We start from the raw sequence: 18,723 nt of genomic DNA on the forward strand, positions 1-18,723 counted from the left end.
GCTTTTGTTCACACTCGGTTAATATCATGAACCTTCGGAAATTTGCACTAGTTACATCACAGGGAAGTTCATGTCCGTCAAAGCGCCGTCCACCCGGTTTTCCCCCTTGTTGTCCCAGCCGGGACGCGTGCAACATCTCCATTTCGCACCTGATCCCTGGATTTTGCAGCAATGTCTGGAGACGGACATCGTCTTTCTGGCCAATCCCCCCGCTTACGAGGAACTGAGCGAGACCTATGCGTATGAGGTCACGTTCGAAAAAGAATCGAAAGCGCGCAAGGAGGCAGAGCCGGTCCGCTATGCCATCAGCACCGCCTTGAAGCGGTTCCGCTCGCGCGTCCTGAAGCGCAACAAGGTCCTCAGCATTCTGAAAACACTGGTGGCCGAGTCGTCATCGCAACGGATCAACGTGCTCGACGTGGGCTGCGGCTGGGGCGAGTTGCTGCAAACCTTGCTGACCTCATTGCCGGAAGCCCAGCGCACGCGTGTGGCACCGCATGGCGTGGAAATTTCGCGCGCATTGGCAAAATTGTCAGACGACAAACTACGCCCGCTGGGTGGACGTTGCATCCACGCCTCGGCGCAGGACGGCATTCTCGGCTTCGACGAAAACTATTTCGACATCATTGTGATGGCTTCCTTCCTCGAGCACGAATCGAATCCCCTCGCGGTGCTGGAAAACAGCCGCAAGCGTCTCAAGCCGAACGGCACCATCATCATCAAGGTACCGAACTTCGCTTGCATCAACCGCCGTTTGCGCGGCGCACGCTGGAGCGGCTTCCGCTGGCCCGATCACGTCAATTACTTCACGCCGGCCACCCTGCGCGCCATGGCCGCCAAGGCCGGTCTCGATATCACCCGCATGAGCGCACTTGACACCACCCCGTTCAGCGACAGCATGTACGCGCTGCTGCAGGTCGCCAAACGGGACTGAACCAGCCGGACTTGGCCGGCCGCTCAGGCTGACAACAGATGCGGCGCCACCTTGCCGCTCTGCGCCGCACCAAAGACAGCCGCACGCGCGGTGTCAAACCGTTCGAACAGCGCCGGCTCGGCCAGCGACGGCATGGTCAGCACTTCCCCCAGATCCAGCGCGCGCATGGCCGCGTCGACCATCGCATCGGTTTGCATGACCGATTCCGGCGCCAGCGCCGACAAGGGCACGCCCGATTTGTCCCAGAGCGCCGTTGCAGTGGCTGCCGGCAGCACAATCTGGATCTTCACGCCGCTATCGGCCAGTTCCTGCTGCAAGCCGCGGCTGAACGCCAGCACAAACGCCTTGGTGCCACTGTAGACGGCACTGAAGGGCAGCGTATGCAGCGCCAGGGCGGACGCGATATTGATGATCAGGCCGTCGCGGCGCGCTTTCATGCCCGGCAGCGCAGCGTGCGTCAGGCGGGTCAGCGCCGTGATGTTCAGCGTAATCTGATCGATCGAATCCTGTACCGGACTGAGCGCGACCGGCGCCAGGCGTGCGATGCCAGCGTTATTGACCAGCACGGCAATGGCGGGGTCGCTGCGCAGGCGTTCTTCGACGCGGTCCTGGCCAGCGTCCGTTGCCAGATCAGCCACCAGCGCTTCGGCGCGCACACGGTGGCGGACGGCGAGATCGGCCGCCAGCGCCTGCAAGCGCTCGGCGCTGCGCGCCACCAGCACCAGATCGTAGCCACGCTGCGCCAGCCGGTCGGCATACACGGCGCCAATGCCAGCCGAAGCGCCGGTGATGAGTGCGATTTTGCGAATTGTTTGTGGCATGTTGCATCCTTCAGTTGTGGTTGGAATGACTGGATCGATACCCCTTGTCACGCGAGCCGCAGATCCTTGCGCAGCCCGGCGTCCAGCAAACCCGCAGGCGCAAAACGGCGCAGCAGACGCAGGCGCGCGGCAAGTTTGCCCGCGGTATAGCGCAGTTTTGGGGTGCCGATTTGCGCCGCCTTGAGCACCGTGTCGGCGACCACCGCCGGTCCCTCGGCAGCGGCCATGAGGGCTTGAATACGGCTGGCCAGCGCGTGGCGTATGGTTTGGTAGGCCGTGAGTTTGGCGTCCGGTTCAACCAGATTGGTGTCAAACGGCGTATTTGTATAAGCCGGCTCGATCACCACCGAACGGATACCCCAGCTGCGCAATTCATGGTCCAGCGACTCGGCATACCCTTCGATGGCGTGCTTGGTGGCAGCGTACAGCGCACCAAACGGCATCGGCAAAAAACCCAGCACGGAACCGATATGCAGAATGCGACCACTGCCCTGGGCCCGCATATGCGGCAGCACTGCACGTGTCATGCGCACGATGCCAAAGAAGTTAATGTCAAAGATTGCTTGCGCCTGGGCGATGGCGCTTTCTTCGGCAGCGGCGGCGCCCATCCCGACGCCCGCATTATTGACCAGCAAGTCGATCCGCCCTTCCGCCTGCATGACCGCGGCGACCGCTGCCGCGACAGAGGCGTCGCTTGTCACGTCCAGTGCCAGCATGTCGAACGGCCGCGCCGCCCCCTGCGCACCGCGGCGGCTGGTGCCGTAGACCTTGAAACCCGCTGCAGCCAGGCGCAGCGCCGTGGCTTCGCCAATGCCTGATGAGGCCCCCGTCACCAACGCAATCTTCTTGCTCATGCCTGTCCCCCGGTTAAAATATGACGATCATCATATTTTTGATTAAAAAAAATGCACCGGCCATGGCGCCTCAGGGCGCCGCTGTCCAGTGCTTCAACATTGCAGCGCTCATGGCGCGCGACAGGTTGGGGTCGTCCACGGCGCGCGCCAGCATGGTCGCGCCAATCAGTGACGCCAGCAGCGCCATGGCCTGTTCGTGGGCCTGCGGCTGACCCCAGTCAGGCATCTGGCGCGCCAGCAGGTCGATCATTTCCTTGATATGGGTGGTGGCCGCATGGCGGACCTCGGGTGCCTGGCGCGGCATCTCCGAGCACAAGGCCGATACCGGGCAGCCCGTTTCAATCGCTTCAAGGTGCTGCGGCGACAAATACGCCTGCATGATGGCCTGCAAGCCCTGCCCCGGCGCGGCCGCTGCTGCCAGGCGCGTGGCCAGTGCCACCGATTCGGCGCCGGCGCGCTCGCCCGCCTCTGCCAGCAAGGCGTCGCGCGATTCAAAATGGGCGTAAAAACCGCCGTGCGTCAGCCCCGCTTCTTTCATGATGTCGGCCACGCCGGTGCCACTGTAGCCACTGCGTCGGATGGCGCGTGACGCCACTTCCACGATACGCTCGTGGCTGATTTCCTTGCGGGTGGCGGCTGGCCGTTTAACGGTGGGCGATTTCATGATGATCATCATATACTATTTTCAAGCCGTGTGCACCGCGTGCTGATCTTGCCAATTTTTGCGCGAAAAAAAAGGGCGGCAACAGCCGCCCTTTTCTCAGCTGGCGTTTAGAAGCAGCAGGAAAGCATCCTGATGCAGCACTCGATACCGCCGCAGCAATCATGGGTGCCTGCCAAGGCCGCGACGGACGTGGCAGCCAGCGCGAGGGCTGCGGTAACTTTAAAGATGGTCGATTTCATACAAGACTCCGTTTATTCGTTGAGATGAGAAAAGTTAGTCACAACACCTTTCTCAGTCAGGCGGCGTCCATACTTCCTTGTACTGACTGGGCAGATGGGTACTGCCTTCCATGCGCCCATGCCCGTTTGCCTCACATCCGGCAAACAGCGGCATTTGCACTTCAGGCGGTGCCAGCGCATTGGCAGGGGGCAGACAGCCCATGTCGACGCATTGCATTGCCGTGCAATCCTGCGTGCCACAGCAGGGACGCGCTTGGGCAGCCGCATATGAGTTGGCGGCCATTGCCAGTGCAAACAGCAGTGCGAGGACGAATTTCATGCGGCTAGTGTAACCGTATTTTTTGATGCGAGCTTCATGCTGGCTACATGCACGACCTGGCGGCACAAAACAAAAAGGCTCGCACACAATCGTGGCAAGCCTTTAAATTACTAAAATTCTTGGTGGGAAGTGCAAGTTTCGAACTTGCGACCCCTGCAGTGTGAATGCAGTGCTCTACCCCTGAGCTAACCTCCCGAAGCGGGGCGTATTATGACATACCGTTTGAAAAACGTCACCTTTTACGCGTAATTTCGCCAGATGCAACTGCCCTTCACGGCCTTGTCGAGCCCGCCCAGTACGCTTTCGTGTTCGGCCAGCTCGTCCGCACTGGCTGCCAGAATGATGACTTCTGCCAGCGCCACCGCCTCCAGCGTGGGGCCGCCAGTGTTTTCTTCCACCTCCAGCTCCATCGACAAACTGTTCTGGCCGCGCGTCATCGACAGATACACGTCCGCCAGCAGCTCGGCATCGAGCAAGGCGCCGTGCAGCTTGCGGTGCGAGTTCGACACGCCATAGCGGTCGCACAGGGCATCGAGCGAATTGCGCTTACCGGGATGCATCTCCTTGGCATGGACCAGGGTATCGATCACGCCGCTGCAATGCTCGGTGAACGAAGGCAAACCCAGCAGCTTGAATTCGTGGTTCAGGAAGCCCAGGTCAAACGGCGCATTGTGGATGATGACTTCGGCGCCCTGGATATAGTCGCGCAGCTCGGCCGCAATCTCGGCGAACTTCGGTTTGTCGCGCAGGAATTCGGTGGTCAGGCCGTGCACCGCCAGCGCGCCCTCTTCCGAATCGCGCTCCGGGTTGATATACCGGTGGAAGTTATTCCCGGTCAGCATGCGGTTCTTGAGTTCGACGCAGCCGACCTCGATGACGCGGTCGCCCGTGCGTGGGTTCAAGCCCGTGGTTTCAGTATCGAGAACGATTTGACGCATGGATCTTTTCAGTGAAGTGACACAATGGCGCGCAGTATAGCAAAGCCTAGCGGCGCACCGTCTCGACGCCGCGATTGGCCAGGCCATCGGCGCGTTCGTTGCCTGGATGCCCATTATGGCCGCGCACCCATTTCCATTCCACCTTGTGCTGCCCCTGCGCCAGATCGAGCGCCTTCCACAAGTCTTCGTTCTTGACCGGTTCCTTGGCGGCCGTTTTCCAGCCGCGCGCCTTCCAGCCATGGATCCACTCGGAAATGCCTTTTTGGACGTACTGGCTGTCGGTGTACAAAGTCACTTCGCAAGGCCGGTTCAGCGAACCGAGCGCCTCGATCACTGCACGTAATTCCATGCGGTTATTGGTGGTGTTCAGTTCACCGCCGAAAATTTCCTTTTCATGGCCGTCAGCCACCAGCAACGCACCCCAGCCGCCTGTGCCTGGATTACCCTTGCAGGCACCATCGGCGAAAATATCCACTTTACTCATTCTTGCTTTCTATTAGTTGCAGGTACCGCTTGCGGCGCCGTGGCCGATTTTTTGCTCCAGGCCGGTCCGATCATGGTCATGCCCTTGACCCGTTTGATCGCGTGCACCATGTAGACCGCGCCCAGATACGGCCACCAGCGCTGACCGCCCTGCTCCATGAAGGCAAAGCGGTTCAGCCACTGCGCGCTGCGGCAAGGCGGCGCATAACAGCCAAAATGGCTGCGGCTCACACCCAGATTCAATAATTTTAACCAGTCTTTCATGCGCGGCATAGAGATGAATTCGCCGGCAACGGGCAGATACGGCGCATTGGTCAGTTTGCCGAGCACCTGGCGCGCGCCCCACAGGCTGGCCGGATTGAAGCCGCAAATGATGACCTGGCCTTCGGGAATGAGCACCCGTTCCACTTCGCGCAGCACCTGGTGTGGCTCGGCAGCAAACTCCAGCACGTGCGGCAACACCACCAGGTCCAGCGACTGGGATGCGAATGGCAACTCGGCAAAATCGAGCGCCACCGCAATCTGGCGCCCGCCCGGCGCCGCCTTGAGTTGTTCCAGCGACGACATGCGGGTGGCGGCCTGCCATTTGTTGGGCATCCGGTTGGCGGCCAGCGCGTCGATTTGCGGCAAGCCGATCTGCACCGCGTTATAACCGAAAATATCGGCCGTGAGCTCGTCCAGACAAGCCTGCTCCCAGGCACGCACGTAGGCGCCAGCCGGCGTCTGCAGCCAGCTGTCGAGCGCTATAATGGACTTCTCGGATGCCGCGCTATCCATGCTTACCCTTGATCGAAACCGCCACTATGCCCCCTCAATTGCCCACCGCCTTGCGCGTCATCGCAGTTCCCGCGTTTCAGGATAATTACCTGTGGATCGTGCACGATGGCGTGCACGCTGCGGTCATCGACCCGGGCGCGGCCGAACCCGTGATGGCCGCGCTTGCTTCTAATCATCTTACGCTAACTGCCATTCTACTCACCCATCACCATGCTGACCATATTGGTGGTGTGCCAGCCCTGTTGGCCCAGTGGCCGGTACCTGTTTTCGGCCCCCGCAACGATGGCATTGCCGCCGTCACGGTGCCGCTGGGCGAAGGCGAGCAGGTCGAGGTGCCTGGCCTGAACTGGACGGTCAGCGTGCTGGACGTGCCAGGCCACACGCGCGGCCATATTGCCTACGTCAGCGAACGCGCGGGCGCTCACTGGCTGTTTTGCGGGGATACCTTGTTTGGTGCCGGTTGCGGGCGCCTGTTTGAAGGCACGCCAGCGCAGATGAGTGCGTCGCTCGACAAGCTGGCTGCGCTGCCGGACAACACGGAAGTGTATTGCGCGCATGAATACACGCTGGCCAATTTGCGCTTTGCCCAGGCCGTCGAGCCCGACAACGAAGCCATTGCCGCACGCATGGCGCATGATGGCGCGCTGCGATCGCGCCAGCAGCGCACCATTCCCAGCACCATCGCCAGCGAAAAAGCGACCAATCCCTTCCTGCGTTACCGGGCCGCGCCCATCGCAGAGAAATTGATCGCTCTAAATAAACTCGCGCCAGGGGCAGACGCCGTTGCAGCGTTTGCCGCCTTGCGCGAGTGGAAAAACAGCTTCTGACTTAAATTTCTTCGTACAGCGGCAAGGTCAGGAACTCGGCAAACGCTTCCGAGGTGGACATTTCTTCGAAGATTTGCGCTGCGCGGACATAGGTCGGGTTGTCGCCATTGGGCGCCACTTCCTTCACTTTGGCCAATTCCTGCGGAATCATCGCGCGCACCATCTCGGCCGTGACCTTGCGGCCGTCGTCGAGCACACCCTTGGTCGAGCGGATCCACTGCCACACTTGCGAGCGGCTGATTTCCGCCGTTGCCGCGTCTTCCATCAGGTTATGGATCGGCACGCAGCCATTGCCGGCCAGCCAGCTGCCCAGGTAATGGATGCCCACGTTGATGTTGTAGCGCAGGCCGGCTTCCGTGATCGGTGCTTCCGGCTTGAAGTCCAGCAGCTCGGCCGCGCTCACGTTCACATCCGGACGCTGCTTGCTGATCTGGTTTGGCTGGTCGCCCAACACCTTCTTGAATTCGCCCATGGCCAGTTCCACCAGGCCCGGGTGTGCCACCCAGCCGCCGTCGTAGCCATCGGTGGCATCGCGCGCCTTGTCGTTGCGCACGCCGCCCATGGCCACGTCGTTCTTTTCCGGATCGTTCTTAATTGGAATCAGCGCCGCCATGCCGCCGATGGCAGGTGCATTGCGCTTGTGGCAGGTTTTCAGCAAGAGCAGCGCGTAAGCACGCATGAACGGCGAAGTCATCGTCACTTTCGGACGGTCGGCCAGGCAGAAGTCCTTGTCCAGCTTGAACTTCTTGATGCACGAGAAGATGTAATCCCAGCGGCCGGCGTTCAAGCCAGAGCTGTGTTCGCGCAGCTCGTACAGGATTTCATCCATTTCAAATGCGGCCAGAATGGTTTCGATCAGCACGGTCGCCTTGATCGTGCCTTGTGGCAGGCCCAGCTCCTGCTGCGTCATCACGAAGATGTCGTTCCACAGGCGCGCTTCCAGGTGCGATTCCATCTTTGGCAGGTAGAAATACGGACCGGCGCCGCGCGCCAGCTGTTCCTTGGCGTTATGAATCATGAACAGGGCAAAGTCGAAGATGCCGCCCGAAATGCGCTTGCCATCGACCAGCACATGCTTTTCGTCCAGGTGCCAGCCGCGCGGCCGCACCACCAGGGTGGCGATTTTGTCGTTCAGTTTGTAGGTCTTGCCGTTCTGCTCGAGCGAGATGGTGCGGCGCACCGCGTCGCGCATATTGATCTGGCCGGTGATCTGGTTGTCCCAGTTGGGCGTGTTCGAATCTTCAAAGTCGGTCATGTAGCTGTCGGCGCCCGAATTGAAGGCGTTGATGACCATTTTGCGCTCGACCGGGCCGGTGATTTCCACGCGGCGGCATTCGAGTGCCGGCGGAATCGGGGCAATGGTCCAGTCGCCCGCGCGGATATGGGCCGTCTCGGGCAGGAAGTCCGGCCGCTCGCCGGCGTCAAGGCGCTTGGCGCGCTCCACGCGGGCAGCCAGCAATTCCTGGCGGCGCGGCTCGAAGGCGCGTGTCAGCTTGGCGACCAGGGCCAGCGCTTCCGGCGTCAAAATCTGTTCGTAACCGGGCTTGATGTCTGCCGTGATCTGCATGCCGGCGGGGGTGGCGAAAGTCATACGTGCTCCTGTGAAGTGTTGTGAATGCTTGGATGTCTACCTGCGTTCAAGTATATTCACTATTTCGTAGCTAAACGAGACATTAAATACATTCATCTGTGCGTTTTTATCACAGATGGGAAAGCCATCCGCATGGGTCAATTTCGCCAGATTTCCACTTTCGTCGATGTGGTGGCGCGCGGCAGCCTGTCGGCCGCTGCGCGCGCCGAAGGCATCGCCCCCGCCATGATCGGGCGCCGCCTGGATGCGCTCGAAGCGCGCCTGGGCGTCAAGCTGCTGCAGCGAACGACCCGCAAACTGGTGCTTACCAACGAAGGCGCCGCTTTTCTCGAAGATTGCCAGCGCATCCTGGCCGAACTGGAAGAAGCCGAAAGCGCGGTGGCCGAGCGCAGTGCCAAGGCCACCGGTCACTTGCTGGTGTCGGCCCCGGCCGGGTTCGGCCGCCAGCACGTGGCGCCGCTGCTGCCTTCGTTTCTGGCCGAGCACCGCGACGTGACCGTCAACCTGAACTTGAACGACCGCGTGGTCGATGTGGTGGGCGAAGGCGTCGACGTGGCCATCCGCATTGCCAGCCTGAACGATTCGCCCCTGGTGGGCGTCAAGCTGGCCGACAATCAGCGCGTGCTGGTGGCCTCCCCGGCCTATCTGAAGCGGCACGGCACCCCGACCACGCTGGCCGATCTGGCGCGCCACAACTGCCTGGCCATCAGCAGCGAAGGCAGTCAGCGCGGCTGGACCTTCCGCGACAATGGCAAGCTGGTGACCCTGAAAGTGGCGGGCAATATGGTCTGCAACGATGGCGCCGTGCTGCACGATTGGGCGCTGGCGGGCAAAGGCCTGGCCTGGCGCTCGATGTGGGAAGTGAGCAGCGAGATTGACGACGGCCGCCTCAATACTGTGCTGGACGCCTTTTCAGCGCCCGGCAACGACATCTACGCCGTGTTTGCCCAGCGCCGCCATTTGCCGTTGCGCATCCGCGCCTTTGTTGATTTCCTGCGCCACAGCTACGCCCAGCCAAACTATTGGCGAAAAGCATGAATTGCAAAATCGGGGTCAGACCTCAATAAAAAAATGTTTTTCTATTGCGGTCTGACCCCGATTTAAAAAGATTCAGACGAAAAAAAATCCCCGGAAACCGAGGATTTCTTAGTCGTTTGACTCAGCGATATTACAGTGGCTGAATGTTCGAAGCTTGCTTGCCTTTAGGGCCGGCGGTTACTTCGAAAGAGACGCGCTGGTTCTCTTGCAGCGATTTGAAGCCTGCCGACTGGATAGCCGAGAAGTGAGCGAACAGATCTTCGCCGCCTTCGTCAGGAGTGATGAAGCCGAAGCCCTTCGAATCATTGAACCATTTTACGATGCCAGTTGCCATTACAATTTCCTATTTCAGTTAGTTGGGCTTACGCCCGTTTTAGATCGTTTGAAGAAGCAAGAAAGAAATGACAGACAGACTGCACTACTACCTCGAATCCAACGATCCCGCATTATACCCAATAAATCAAAAAAATCACGTTCTCTGCAAAATAAACCTGCGGAACACCCTAATCATTGAATTCCTCAACTTTTACAGTGCCGTATTTGCAGCGGCAGTACGATGAATATAGGGCATGGATGCTATCGAAGTTTGCGCTAGATCAAACGATCGCTGCACCCGTGTTGCATTAACGCATAAGCAACAGATCCGTGTCGCGCTATTGAATCCGGTCTTACTGCTCCGGATACTGTTCGGCCTTCGGATTGTGCTCGGCCCATAGCAGGTACGCGTCCAGATCGGCCAGCCAGGCGCGCCAGTCCTGCGCCGCCACGGCGTCGAAGGCCATCAGCACGCGCAAGCGCTGCTCGAGCTGGCGCGCCTGCTGGCCAAACACCCTGAAGCCGAACGTGGCTGCCGAGCCCGCAATCGTGTGCAGGGTCTGGTGCAAGCCCGCCACGATGTCGGCCTGCGGTGCGACCGGGTCAAACGCCGCCTGATAGCCGCGCAGGCGCGTCAGCGTGGCCGGCACGCTGGCGGCAAACTTGTCGTTGAGCGCACTCAGCCGGGCAAAGAAGTCTTTGTCGATCAGGGTTGCCATTGCCGCCGAATCTTACTTGGTGCCAAAAATACGGTCGCCCGCATCCCCCAGGCCAGGCACGATGTAGGCATGGTCGTTCAGGTGCGAGTCAAGCGAGGCGACGTAGATTTTCACGCCCGGATGCGCGGCCTGGAACACGGTCACGCCTTCCGGTGCGGCCACCAGGGCCAGGAAGATGATCTGTTCGTCCGACACGCCACGCTTTTTCAGCACGTCCACTGCGTGCACGGCCGAGTTGCCGGTCGCAACCATCGGGTCGCACAGAATGAAGATACGGTCGGCGGTGTCCGGCAGGCGCACCAGATACTCCACCGGCTTGTGGGTTTCCGGGTCGCGGAACACGCCCACGTGGCCCACGCGCGCCGATGGCACCAGTTCCAGCAAGCCGTCGCTCATGCCGATACCGGCACGCAGAATCGGCACGATGGCCAGTTTTTTGCCGGCGATGACAGGCGCATCGATGGTTTCCAGCGGGGTTTCGATCTTGCGCGTCGTCAGCGGCAGGTCGCGCGTGATTTCGTAGCCCATCAGCAGCGTGATTTCCTTGAGCAGTTCGCGGAAGGTGCGCGTGGAGGTGTCGCGCTCGCGCATGTGGCTCAGCTTGTGCTGGATCAGCGGGTGGTTCAGGATGAAAAGGTTCGGAAAACGTGGGTCTTGTTTCATGATGGTTCTATTTTCATTGTTGTGGCTTATCCCGGCATTATCCCAGCCGCAGCCGGGTTTGTCCGCATTTTGGCAAATATAGTCACTATATTGGCAGCGCCCGCGCCAGAATCGCCGCGCAATCGACACCGGCCGGCAGCCGCCCGTAGGCGCCGCCCACGTCCTGCGCGATGCGCGACGCAATAAAGGCGTCGGCCACAAAGCCTGGCGCATGGGCCAGCAGCAGCGCGCCCTGCACTGCCACCACGATCCGTTCGGCCAGCCGGCGCGCGCCGTATTCGTCGCTTTGTGGCTGCGCCAGATCGGCCAGCAGGCGGTCGGTGTAGTCGTTCAGGGCGCTGTTGCCCCGCCCCGCCAGCGCCAGTTCGGCTGCCAGCGCGTCGCGCGCGGCCGGCGTCTTGCCGAACGCGCGCAGCAAGTCCAGGCACATCACATTGCCTGAGCCTTCCCAGATCGAGTTGACCGGAAACTCGCGGTACAGGCGCGCCAGCGGTCCGTCTTCCACATAGCCGTTGCCGCCCATGACTTCCATCGCCTCCGCGCCAAATCCCGGGCCGCGCTTGCACAGCCAGTATTTGCCGGCCGGCGTCAGCACCCGGCCCAGCAAGGCTTGCGCCGGATCGCCGGTCTGGTCGAAGCAGCGCGCCAGGCGCAGCGCGAACGCGGTGGCTGCTTCCGATTCCAGCGCCAGATCGGCCAGCACGTTTTGCATCAGGGGCTGCTGCGCCAGCGGGCGCCCGAAGGCGGCGCGGCCGCGCGCGTGGTGCAAGGCATGCGTGAGCGCAGCGCGCATGATGCCAGCCGTGCCCACCACACAATCGAGGCGCGTGTAGCCGCCCATTTCCAGGATGGTCGGAATGCCGCGTCCGGGTTGGCCAATCAGCCAGCCCACCGCATCGCAAAATTCCACTTCCGACGAGGCATTCGAGCGGTTGCCCAGTTTGTCCTTCAGGCGTTGCACGCGAATCGCATTGCGGCTGCCGTCAGGCAGAAAGCGCGGCACAAAAAAGCAGGACAGGCCGGCGCTGCCTTCGTCGTCGGTCTGCGCCAGCACCAGGTGCGCGTCCGACTGCGGCGCCGAGAAAAACCACTTGTGGCCCACCAGCGCCCAGGCGCCCTCGCCTTCCTCGCCAAACCGCGCCCGCGCCTGCAGTGGATCGATCAAACTGGCACGCGTGGTGTTGGCCCGCACGTCGGTGCCGCCCTGCTTTTCCGTCATGCCCATGCCGATCAGGGCGCCGTGCTTTTGCTCGATCGGCAGCGAACGCGGATCGTACTGGCGCGACAGGATCTTGGGCAGCCACTTGGCTGCGATTGGCCCGGCCTGGCGCAGCGCCGGCACCGATGCATACGTCATCGTGACCGGGCACTGGGCGCCGTTTTCAAGTTGGCCAAACAGCAGATACTGGGCCGCGCGCGCCACCTGCGCCCCTGGCACACCCGAGTCCCAGGGCGAAGCATGGGCGCCGGCACCGATCATCAGTCCCATCAGCGCGTGCCACGAGGGGTGAAATTCCACTTCGTCCACGCGTCTGCCGCTGCGGTCGAAATTATGCAGCCTGGGTGAATTGACATTGGCCTGGCGCGCCAGATCGAGCGTGTCGGCCTGGCCAAGACGCGCGCCCAGCGCCGTCAGGTCCGCTGCCGCGTCGCCCCCGCCTTCGCGCTCCAGTGCCTCGCGCAGGGCCGGATCGCAGGTGAACAAATTGATGTTTTCAAAGGCCGGCGCCTGATTGAAGACGGCGTGGGTATCGAAATGATTCATGCTGGCGCTCTTTCCGGTGAATTTGTCATATGTGCGTCTACTTGCGCTGGGAGGCTAGCGCAAAGTACCGGGTCAGGCAAGCACCGCCTTAGCGCGTTTCGGGCTTCCATTTCATGATCTGCCACAAACATTGTGGGCGGAATGCCATAGCAAAGACAAATTCGTGCGTTTTAGCATCTTTCAGTGATACATTAGTTCATAGATTTGCAAGCGGCCACCCCTCCACCCGAGCGCGATTGTTTCCATGCCCACCAGCCCTCCTGAAGTGAGCGCCGACGCCAGCCACCGGATCGACCATCTGCTGGAAGCGGCGGGCGACATCGTGTTCCGCCTCGACGCCAGTGGCAAGGTGCTGTTTGCCAGCAGCCGCGCGCAGCGCCTGTTCGGCAGCGTCGATCAGGCGCCGCTGCCCATGCTGGCCGCCCTGGCCGCCGATGTCGACCAGGCAGTGCTGCGCAACGCGATTGCCGATGCCGGCAATGTACCGACCCAGCCCATGGCCGACGAAGGCGCGCTGCTCTCCCCGGAGCCGGTCCGCGTGGCCGTGCGCATGCATGCGGGCGACCAGGAAACCTGGTTCGAATTGCGCATTTCCGCCCTGTCCCATGCCGATACGCCGCAGTTGCTGGTGGTCGGGCGCGACATGTCGTCCCAGCACGCCACTGAAGCGCGGCTGCGCCACATGGCCACCCACGACGCCCTGACCGGCCTGCCCAACCGCCTGCTGCTGTCGGATCGCATGCGCATGGTCATCGCCCAGGCCCGCCGCTCGGGCCAGGGTTTCGCCATTGTCACCATCGGCCTCGATGGCTTTAAAAAGGTCAACGACGGTCTGGGCCACCCGGTCGGCGACGCCGTGCTGCGCATGGCTGCGGCGCGCCTGCGCAAAATGCTGCGCGACAGTGACACCCTGGCGCGCGTGGGCGGCGATGAATTTGTCGCCGTGCTGCCAGGTACCCACAGCGCGGCCCAGATCAAGCTGGTCACGGGGCGCCTTCTGGCCACCACCCAGTCGCCCTTTGAAATTGACGGCCACACCATTTATGTGGGCGCCTCGATTGGCGTGTCCACCTTTCCCGAGCATGCCGAAGACGAGGTACGCCTGGTGGCGCTGGCCGACGCCGCCATGTCGCTGGCCAAAGAAACCGGCAAGGGCCGCGCCCTGACCTACAGTTCGCGCTTCAACGCCGCGCCCGAACATGACATTTCGCTCGAAGCGGCCATGTTCCAGGCCATTCGCGAAGGCGAATTCCTGCTCCACTATCAGCCCATCGTCGCTGCGGCGACCCGCCAGATTCAGGGTTTCGAGGCGCTGATGCGCTGGAAGCATCCGACCCTGGGCATGGTCCCGCCGGCGCGCTTCATTCCGATTGCCGAGACCAATGGCTTGATCAATATGCTGGGCGCGTGGGCGCTCAAGTCAGCCTGCATGCAGATTCGCCAGTTCGCCCAGGCTGCCGGCCGGCCCCTGTACATGTCGGTCAACATCAGCCCGCGCCAGTTCCGCAGCGATAAATTTTTGCAGGTACTGGACGACGCGATCGGCTACGCCGGCCTTGATGGCAGCGAACTGGTTCTGGAAATTACCGAAGGCACCCTGATGATCGATCCGGTGCACGCCGAGACCATCCTGACGCGCATGGCCGAACGGCGCGCGCGCATTGCGATTGACGATTTCGGTACCGGTTACTCGTCGCTGGCCTATCTGAAGCGCTTCCCCATCTCGGTTCTGAAAATCGACCGCGCCTTCATCAAGGATTTGCCCGCCTCCGAAAAAGATGGCGCCATCTGCAACGCGGTACTGGATCTGGCGCGCCACCTGAACCTGTCGGTGGTGGCCGAAGGCGTCGAGACCGAGGACCAGTTCCATTTCGTGGAACAGCGCGGCTGCCGCTACGTGCAGGGTTACCTGACCGGCAAACCAATGCCACCTCAGGTTGCACTGGCGGCTCTGACCGATACCTACCAGCAGCTGCGTGAAGGGGTGGCATGAATCTGAGCGCAGCCATGGCCCCCGCCACCGACGGCGCCGCCACCCTGGCACTGCTGTGGGAACAGGTGCGCAAGCAAGGCGACATGCCCGGCTTCACCAAGGCCATCAACAGCATTCTGGGCGCCGTGCGCGGCGAAGAGGAAAAGGAATTCAGCATGACCGAGGCCGTGCTGTCGGACCCGGTCCTGACCCAGAAGGTACTGCGTCTTGCCAACAGCGGCATGTACTGTGCGTTCGGTCAGCGCATCAGCACCGTATCGAAGGCGGTACTGGTACTGGGGGCCGACGCCATCGGCCACCTGGCATTGGGCTTGAAGCTGATTGAGGAATTGTCGGCTGACGACCCGTCCAGCGCCCACGTCGAGATGGAAAAATCGGTACTGGCCGGTATCGTGGCGCGCCAGGTGGCCGTCAGCGCCGCGCCAGGCGACGCCGAAGAAGCCGTGGTCTGCTCCATGCTCCATTCGCTCGGGCGCATGATGGTCACGTATTACCTGCCCCAGCAATGGCGTGCGCTGCAGGACAGTGGGGGCGCCGGTTTTGAAGATGCTGCCGCCAGCGCCGTACTGGGCCTGTCGATGGAAGACATCGGCCGCGCCGCAGCCGAAAAATGGGGCTTGCCGCATCGCCTGATCCAGAGCATGCGGCGCATGGAGCCAGCCGCGCGCAGCGCCAGTTTCAGTCACGACGACTGGCTCGCGGCGCTCTCGACCATGGCCTCGCAATGCGCCGAATCACTGTGGCATGACGATGAAGCTGGCGACGTCACGGTACGTGCGCTGGCCAGCAGTTTTTCCGAAATGCTGGGCGTGACGCCCGACTCCATCATGAGCGCCGTGGCGCGTGCGCGCGAAGTGGCCGCCGCCGGTTTGTCGCTGGCGCCGCTGGCGCGTCCGGCCGAGCGGCGTGCGCGCGTGCTGGCCTCGAGCCGGATGCGCGCCGAGGGCAACAAAGTGCTGGTACTGGGCGTGACCGATATGCGCGACGCCGTGCGCAGCGCCAGCCCTGGCCAGATGATGTCCATGGCGCTGGAAACGGCCTACCAGGGTCTGTCGCTGACACGCGCCGTGGCCTTCATGCGCATCCGGCGCGAAAAGCAGTACGTGGCGCGGCTGGGGTTTGGCAGCGGCGTCAAGGCGCTCCTGCCCGCCCTTAAATTTGACGATGCCTATACGCCCAACGTGTTCCATGCGGCCCTGGCGAGCGACCGCGTGATTTTTATCGAGCATCCGCGCGAGCCTGATTTTGCCGCCAAAATGCCGGCCTGGTGGAAGCAATCGCTGGAAGGGGCGCGCAGCTTTGTCATCCTGCCGCTCAGCAGCCACGGCCAGCCGGCCGGCTTCATTTATGGCGACTGGGACGGCAATGTCCCGCCGGTGCAGCTGACACCAGCCGAATTTGGCCTGCTCAATGACATGCGCGCGCTGGTGGTCAAGGCCATCGAACGGCGCCAGCTGATCGAAAGCGCCGCCGCGCCGAAGCCGGATTAGACCGGCAAGGCCTCAGGCGGCGGAACGCTCATGGCGCGCATGCATGGCGTACTGCGCCACGCCCGCACCGGCCAGTGCCATCAGAGCCGCACCGTAATACATCTGCTGCGGGCCGAACCGCTCCCATACCCAGGTCATGCCAAGGCCGCCCAGGGTGCCGCCGACACCATACGACAGACTGATATACAGGGCCTGCCCGCGCGCGGCCAGCGCGCCCGTGAACCAGCGCTGCATCGTCATCACGGCGGCAGAATGGTGCGCGGCAAAGGTCGCTGCATGCATCAGCTGCGCCACCACCAGGACCAGGAATACCTGCGGCAGCGCGCCCGTGACCACAAAGCGCAGCACGGCAATGGCGAACGCCCACAGCATCACCCGGCGTGCGCTGAAGCGGCCAAACACCCGCCCCTGAAAATAGAAGAACACCACTTCGGCCACCACGCCCAGCGCCCACATGGCGCCGATGACAGGTTTGCCGTAGCCGGCCCGCGCCAGATACAGAGAGTAAAACGCGTACAGCGCCATGTGCGCGCCCACCATCAATGCCGTGGACAGGAAAAACGCCGCCACTTCCGGCTTGCGCAGCACGCACCACAGAGGTGGCGCCGCCTGCGCATGGTGCTCGTGCGGCAGCTCGCGAATGCGCAGGCTTGCGCCCAGCACCAGCAACAGCAGCGCGCCGCAGTACCACAGCAGCGATTCGGTGCCGAACCAGTCGAGCACATAGCCGCCCGCAACCACGGCAACGATGAAGCCGATCGAACCCCACAGTCGGATGCGGCCATATTTACCCAGGTCGCCGCGCATGTCCGACAGCATCAGCGCTTCCGACAGCGGCGCCTGAGCGCTGGTAAACAGATTGACGATCACCATCGCCGCAAAGAACTGGATAAACGTCTGCGAGAAGAACATCGCGCCAAAACACAGCAGCGCCGCACCGGCGGTGAGGCGCAGCACGCGCGCGCGTGCACTGGTATGGTCGGCCACCCAGCCCCACACATTGGGGCCGAAAATGCGCATGACCTGAATCAGCGACAGCAGCACGCCGATTTCTGCCACGCGCATGCCGCGCGCGGCAAAGAACAGGGCCGCGTAGGTGGCAAAGGTGCCTGCGTAGGCGTAATGCCCGAACAGGAAGAAGGAAAAATTAAAGGCTTGCGGGCGGTGCGCTTGCGGGGCCATGGTTGCGCCGTCCGCCTCAGGCGATCTTCGGCGTCTCCACCCGCACATCGCCACACTGGGCGCGGTGCATCAGTGCATGGTCAATCAGCACCAGGGCCAGCATCGCTTCGGCAATCGGCGTGGCGCGAATGCCCACGCAGGGGTCGTGCCGGCCAAAGGTTTCGACCAGCACTTCCTTGCCCGCTTTGTCGATCGAGCGGCGCGGGGTGCGAATGGACGACGTGGGCTTGATCGCAATCGACACCGTGATGTCCTGCCCGGTCGAGATCCCGCCCAGCACACCACCGGCGTTATTGCCGATAAAGCCGGCCGGCGTCAGTTCGTCGCCATGCTCGGAGCCGCGCTGCGCCACCGACTTGAAGCCGGCGCCAATTTCCACGCCCTTGACGGCATTGATGCCCATCATGGCGTAGGCGATGTCGGCATCGAGCTTGTCGTAGATGGGCTGCCCCAGACCGACCGGCACATTGTGCGCCACCACGTCGATGCGCGCGCCGATCGAGTCGCCGTCGCGGCGCAGCGCGTCCATGGCCTCTTCCATCTGGGTGATCAGGGCCGCATCGGCGCTGGCGGCAAAGAACGGGTTGTCGTGCACATGGTCGAACGACTGGAACGGCACCACAATGTCGCCCAACTGGCTCATGCAGCCCTTGAACACGGTGCCATACTGGGCCAGCAGCCATTTTTTGGCGACAGCCGCCGCGCCCACCACTGGCGCCGTCAGGCGCGCCGAGGAGCGCCCGCCGCCGCGCGGATCGCGCACGCCGTATTTATGCCAGTAAGTATAGTCGGCGTGCCCGGGCCGGAAACTCTCGACGATATTGCCGTAATCCTTGCTGCGCTGATCCTGGTTGCGGATCAGGAGCATGATGGGGGTGCCGGTGGTCTTGCCTTCGTAGGTGCCCGACAGGATTTCAACCAGATCGGCTTCCTGGCGCTGCGTCACATGCCGCGAGGTACCTGGTTTGCGCCGGTCCAGATCGGGCTGGATGTCCGCTTCTGTCAGGGGCAGGCCGGGCGGGCAGCCGTCAATGATGCAGCCAATGGCCGGACCGTGCGACTCGCCAAAGGTGGTAACGCAGAACAGCTTGCCAAATGAATTGCCGGACAT

The 18,723-nt window shown here is 62.2% G+C and carries 20 protein-coding genes and 1 tRNA gene; 5 read left to right on the forward strand and 16 right to left on the reverse strand.

The annotated features are described in order from the left end of the window. Positions 1 to 70 precede the first annotated feature (70 nt). Positions 71 to 934, forward strand: a complete 864-nt coding sequence (locus tag BUC24_RS10235; RefSeq protein ID WP_073215203.1) for a class I SAM-dependent methyltransferase — start codon at positions 71 to 73, stop codon at positions 932 to 934. A 23-nt stretch (positions 935 to 957) separates the two neighbouring features. Here BUC24_RS10235 and BUC24_RS10240 read toward each other — a convergent pair whose 3' ends face one another. The 9 genes from BUC24_RS10240 to BUC24_RS10275 all read right to left on the reverse strand — a co-directional run bounded on the left by BUC24_RS10240 (position 958) and on the right by BUC24_RS10275 (position 6,029). Beyond that, positions 958 to 1,755, reverse strand: coding sequence for an SDR family NAD(P)-dependent oxidoreductase (locus BUC24_RS10240; protein WP_073215207.1), 798 nt, complete (start codon positions 1,753 to 1,755; stop codon positions 958 to 960). Between the two features lie 47 nt (positions 1,756 to 1,802). Continuing rightward, complete coding sequence (locus BUC24_RS10245; protein WP_073215210.1) at positions 1,803 to 2,609, reverse strand: oxidoreductase; 807 nt, start codon at positions 2,607 to 2,609, stop codon at positions 1,803 to 1,805. A gap of 70 nt (positions 2,610 to 2,679) precedes the next feature. Further along, on the reverse strand, positions 2,680 to 3,285 hold the full coding sequence (locus BUC24_RS10250) for a TetR/AcrR family transcriptional regulator (RefSeq protein ID WP_073215213.1): 606 nt from the start codon (positions 3,283 to 3,285) through the stop codon (positions 2,680 to 2,682). Between the two features lie 95 nt (positions 3,286 to 3,380). Beyond that, on the reverse strand, positions 3,381 to 3,512 hold the full coding sequence (locus tag BUC24_RS27460) for a hypothetical protein (protein WP_267873476.1): 132 nt from the start codon (positions 3,510 to 3,512) through the stop codon (positions 3,381 to 3,383). Between the two features lie 52 nt (positions 3,513 to 3,564). Further along, positions 3,565 to 3,831, reverse strand: a complete 267-nt coding sequence (locus BUC24_RS10255) for a hypothetical protein (protein ID WP_073215216.1) — start codon at positions 3,829 to 3,831, stop codon at positions 3,565 to 3,567. A 120-nt stretch (positions 3,832 to 3,951) separates the two neighbouring features. After that, positions 3,952 to 4,026 (reverse strand) — tRNA-Val (locus BUC24_RS10260). Positions 4,027 to 4,070: 44 nt separating this feature from the next. Next, positions 4,071 to 4,769, reverse strand: coding sequence for a DNA polymerase III subunit epsilon (dnaQ, locus tag BUC24_RS10265; protein WP_073215219.1), 699 nt, complete (start codon positions 4,767 to 4,769; stop codon positions 4,071 to 4,073). Between the two features lie 46 nt (positions 4,770 to 4,815). Next, entirely contained in the window at positions 4,816 to 5,253 is a 438-nt protein-coding gene (rnhA, locus tag BUC24_RS10270; RefSeq protein ID WP_073215223.1) for a ribonuclease HI, read from the reverse strand. Next, the gene (locus BUC24_RS10275; RefSeq protein WP_073215227.1) at positions 5,250 to 6,029 is read right to left on the reverse strand and encodes a class I SAM-dependent methyltransferase; all 780 of its coding nucleotides are present in this window, start codon (positions 6,027 to 6,029) and stop codon (positions 5,250 to 5,252) included. Before BUC24_RS10275 ends, rnhA begins: the two co-directional genes overlap by 4 nt. 26 nt (positions 6,030 to 6,055) lie before the next feature. Here BUC24_RS10275 and gloB point away from each other — a divergent pair, with 26 nt between their 5' ends. Then, positions 6,056 to 6,856 (forward strand): hydroxyacylglutathione hydrolase, encoded by an 801-nt coding sequence (gene gloB / locus BUC24_RS10280; RefSeq protein WP_073219908.1) that lies wholly within the window; start codon positions 6,056 to 6,058, stop codon positions 6,854 to 6,856. Position 6,857: 1 nt separating this feature from the next. On the opposite strand, the gene aceB is transcribed toward gloB, so the two are convergent. Continuing rightward, positions 6,858 to 8,447 carry a malate synthase A gene (aceB, locus tag BUC24_RS10285; protein WP_073215231.1) on the reverse strand — a complete coding sequence of 530 codons (1,590 nt, stop codon included), beginning with the start codon at positions 8,445 to 8,447 and terminating at the stop codon, positions 6,858 to 6,860. A 132-nt stretch (positions 8,448 to 8,579) separates the two neighbouring features. Here aceB and BUC24_RS10290 point away from each other — a divergent pair, with 132 nt between their 5' ends. Beyond that, positions 8,580 to 9,485, forward strand: coding sequence for a LysR family transcriptional regulator (locus BUC24_RS10290; protein WP_073215233.1), 906 nt, complete (start codon positions 8,580 to 8,582; stop codon positions 9,483 to 9,485). A gap of 130 nt (positions 9,486 to 9,615) precedes the next feature. On the opposite strand, the gene BUC24_RS10295 is transcribed toward BUC24_RS10290, so the two are convergent. The 4 genes from BUC24_RS10295 to BUC24_RS10310 form a co-directional block, all read right to left on the reverse strand. Then, entirely contained in the window at positions 9,616 to 9,819 is a 204-nt protein-coding gene (locus BUC24_RS10295) for a cold-shock protein (protein WP_008448165.1), read from the reverse strand. Positions 9,820 to 10,153: 334 nt separating this feature from the next. Then, a complete protein-coding gene (locus BUC24_RS10300; RefSeq protein WP_073215236.1) occupies positions 10,154 to 10,519 on the reverse strand; it encodes an Hpt domain-containing protein in 366 nt (121 codons plus the stop codon). A gap of 12 nt (positions 10,520 to 10,531) precedes the next feature. Beyond that, positions 10,532 to 11,182 (reverse strand): uracil phosphoribosyltransferase, encoded by a 651-nt coding sequence (upp, locus tag BUC24_RS10305; protein ID WP_073215239.1) that lies wholly within the window; start codon positions 11,180 to 11,182, stop codon positions 10,532 to 10,534. An 85-nt stretch (positions 11,183 to 11,267) separates the two neighbouring features. Then, positions 11,268 to 12,947 carry an isovaleryl-CoA dehydrogenase gene (locus tag BUC24_RS10310; RefSeq protein WP_073215243.1) on the reverse strand — a complete coding sequence of 560 codons (1,680 nt, stop codon included), beginning with the start codon at positions 12,945 to 12,947 and terminating at the stop codon, positions 11,268 to 11,270. A 244-nt stretch (positions 12,948 to 13,191) separates the two neighbouring features. On the opposite strand from BUC24_RS10310, the gene BUC24_RS10315 reads away from it, so the two are divergent. Together BUC24_RS10315 and BUC24_RS10320 are read left to right on the forward strand one after the other, a co-directional pair. Further along, entirely contained in the window at positions 13,192 to 14,940 is a 1,749-nt protein-coding gene (locus BUC24_RS10315; protein WP_073215247.1) for a putative bifunctional diguanylate cyclase/phosphodiesterase, read from the forward strand. Further along, positions 14,937 to 16,430 (forward strand): HDOD domain-containing protein, encoded by a 1,494-nt coding sequence (locus BUC24_RS10320; RefSeq protein WP_073215250.1) that lies wholly within the window; start codon positions 14,937 to 14,939, stop codon positions 16,428 to 16,430. Before BUC24_RS10315 ends, BUC24_RS10320 begins: the two co-directional genes overlap by 4 nt. A gap of 12 nt (positions 16,431 to 16,442) precedes the next feature. On the opposite strand, the gene BUC24_RS10325 is transcribed toward BUC24_RS10320, so the two are convergent. Next, positions 16,443 to 17,612: an MFS transporter gene (locus tag BUC24_RS10325; protein WP_073215253.1), complete on the reverse strand. Its 1,170-nt coding sequence runs from the start codon at positions 17,610 to 17,612 to the stop codon at positions 16,443 to 16,445. A gap of 16 nt (positions 17,613 to 17,628) precedes the next feature. Continuing rightward, positions 17,629 to 18,723 (reverse strand): chorismate synthase, encoded by a 1,095-nt coding sequence (gene aroC / locus BUC24_RS10330; RefSeq protein ID WP_073215256.1) that lies wholly within the window; start codon positions 18,721 to 18,723, stop codon positions 17,629 to 17,631.

It is taken from the genome of Massilia sp. CF038 (assembly GCF_900129765.1).
Classification (GTDB): Bacteria; Pseudomonadota; Gammaproteobacteria; order Burkholderiales; family Burkholderiaceae_D; genus Telluria_A.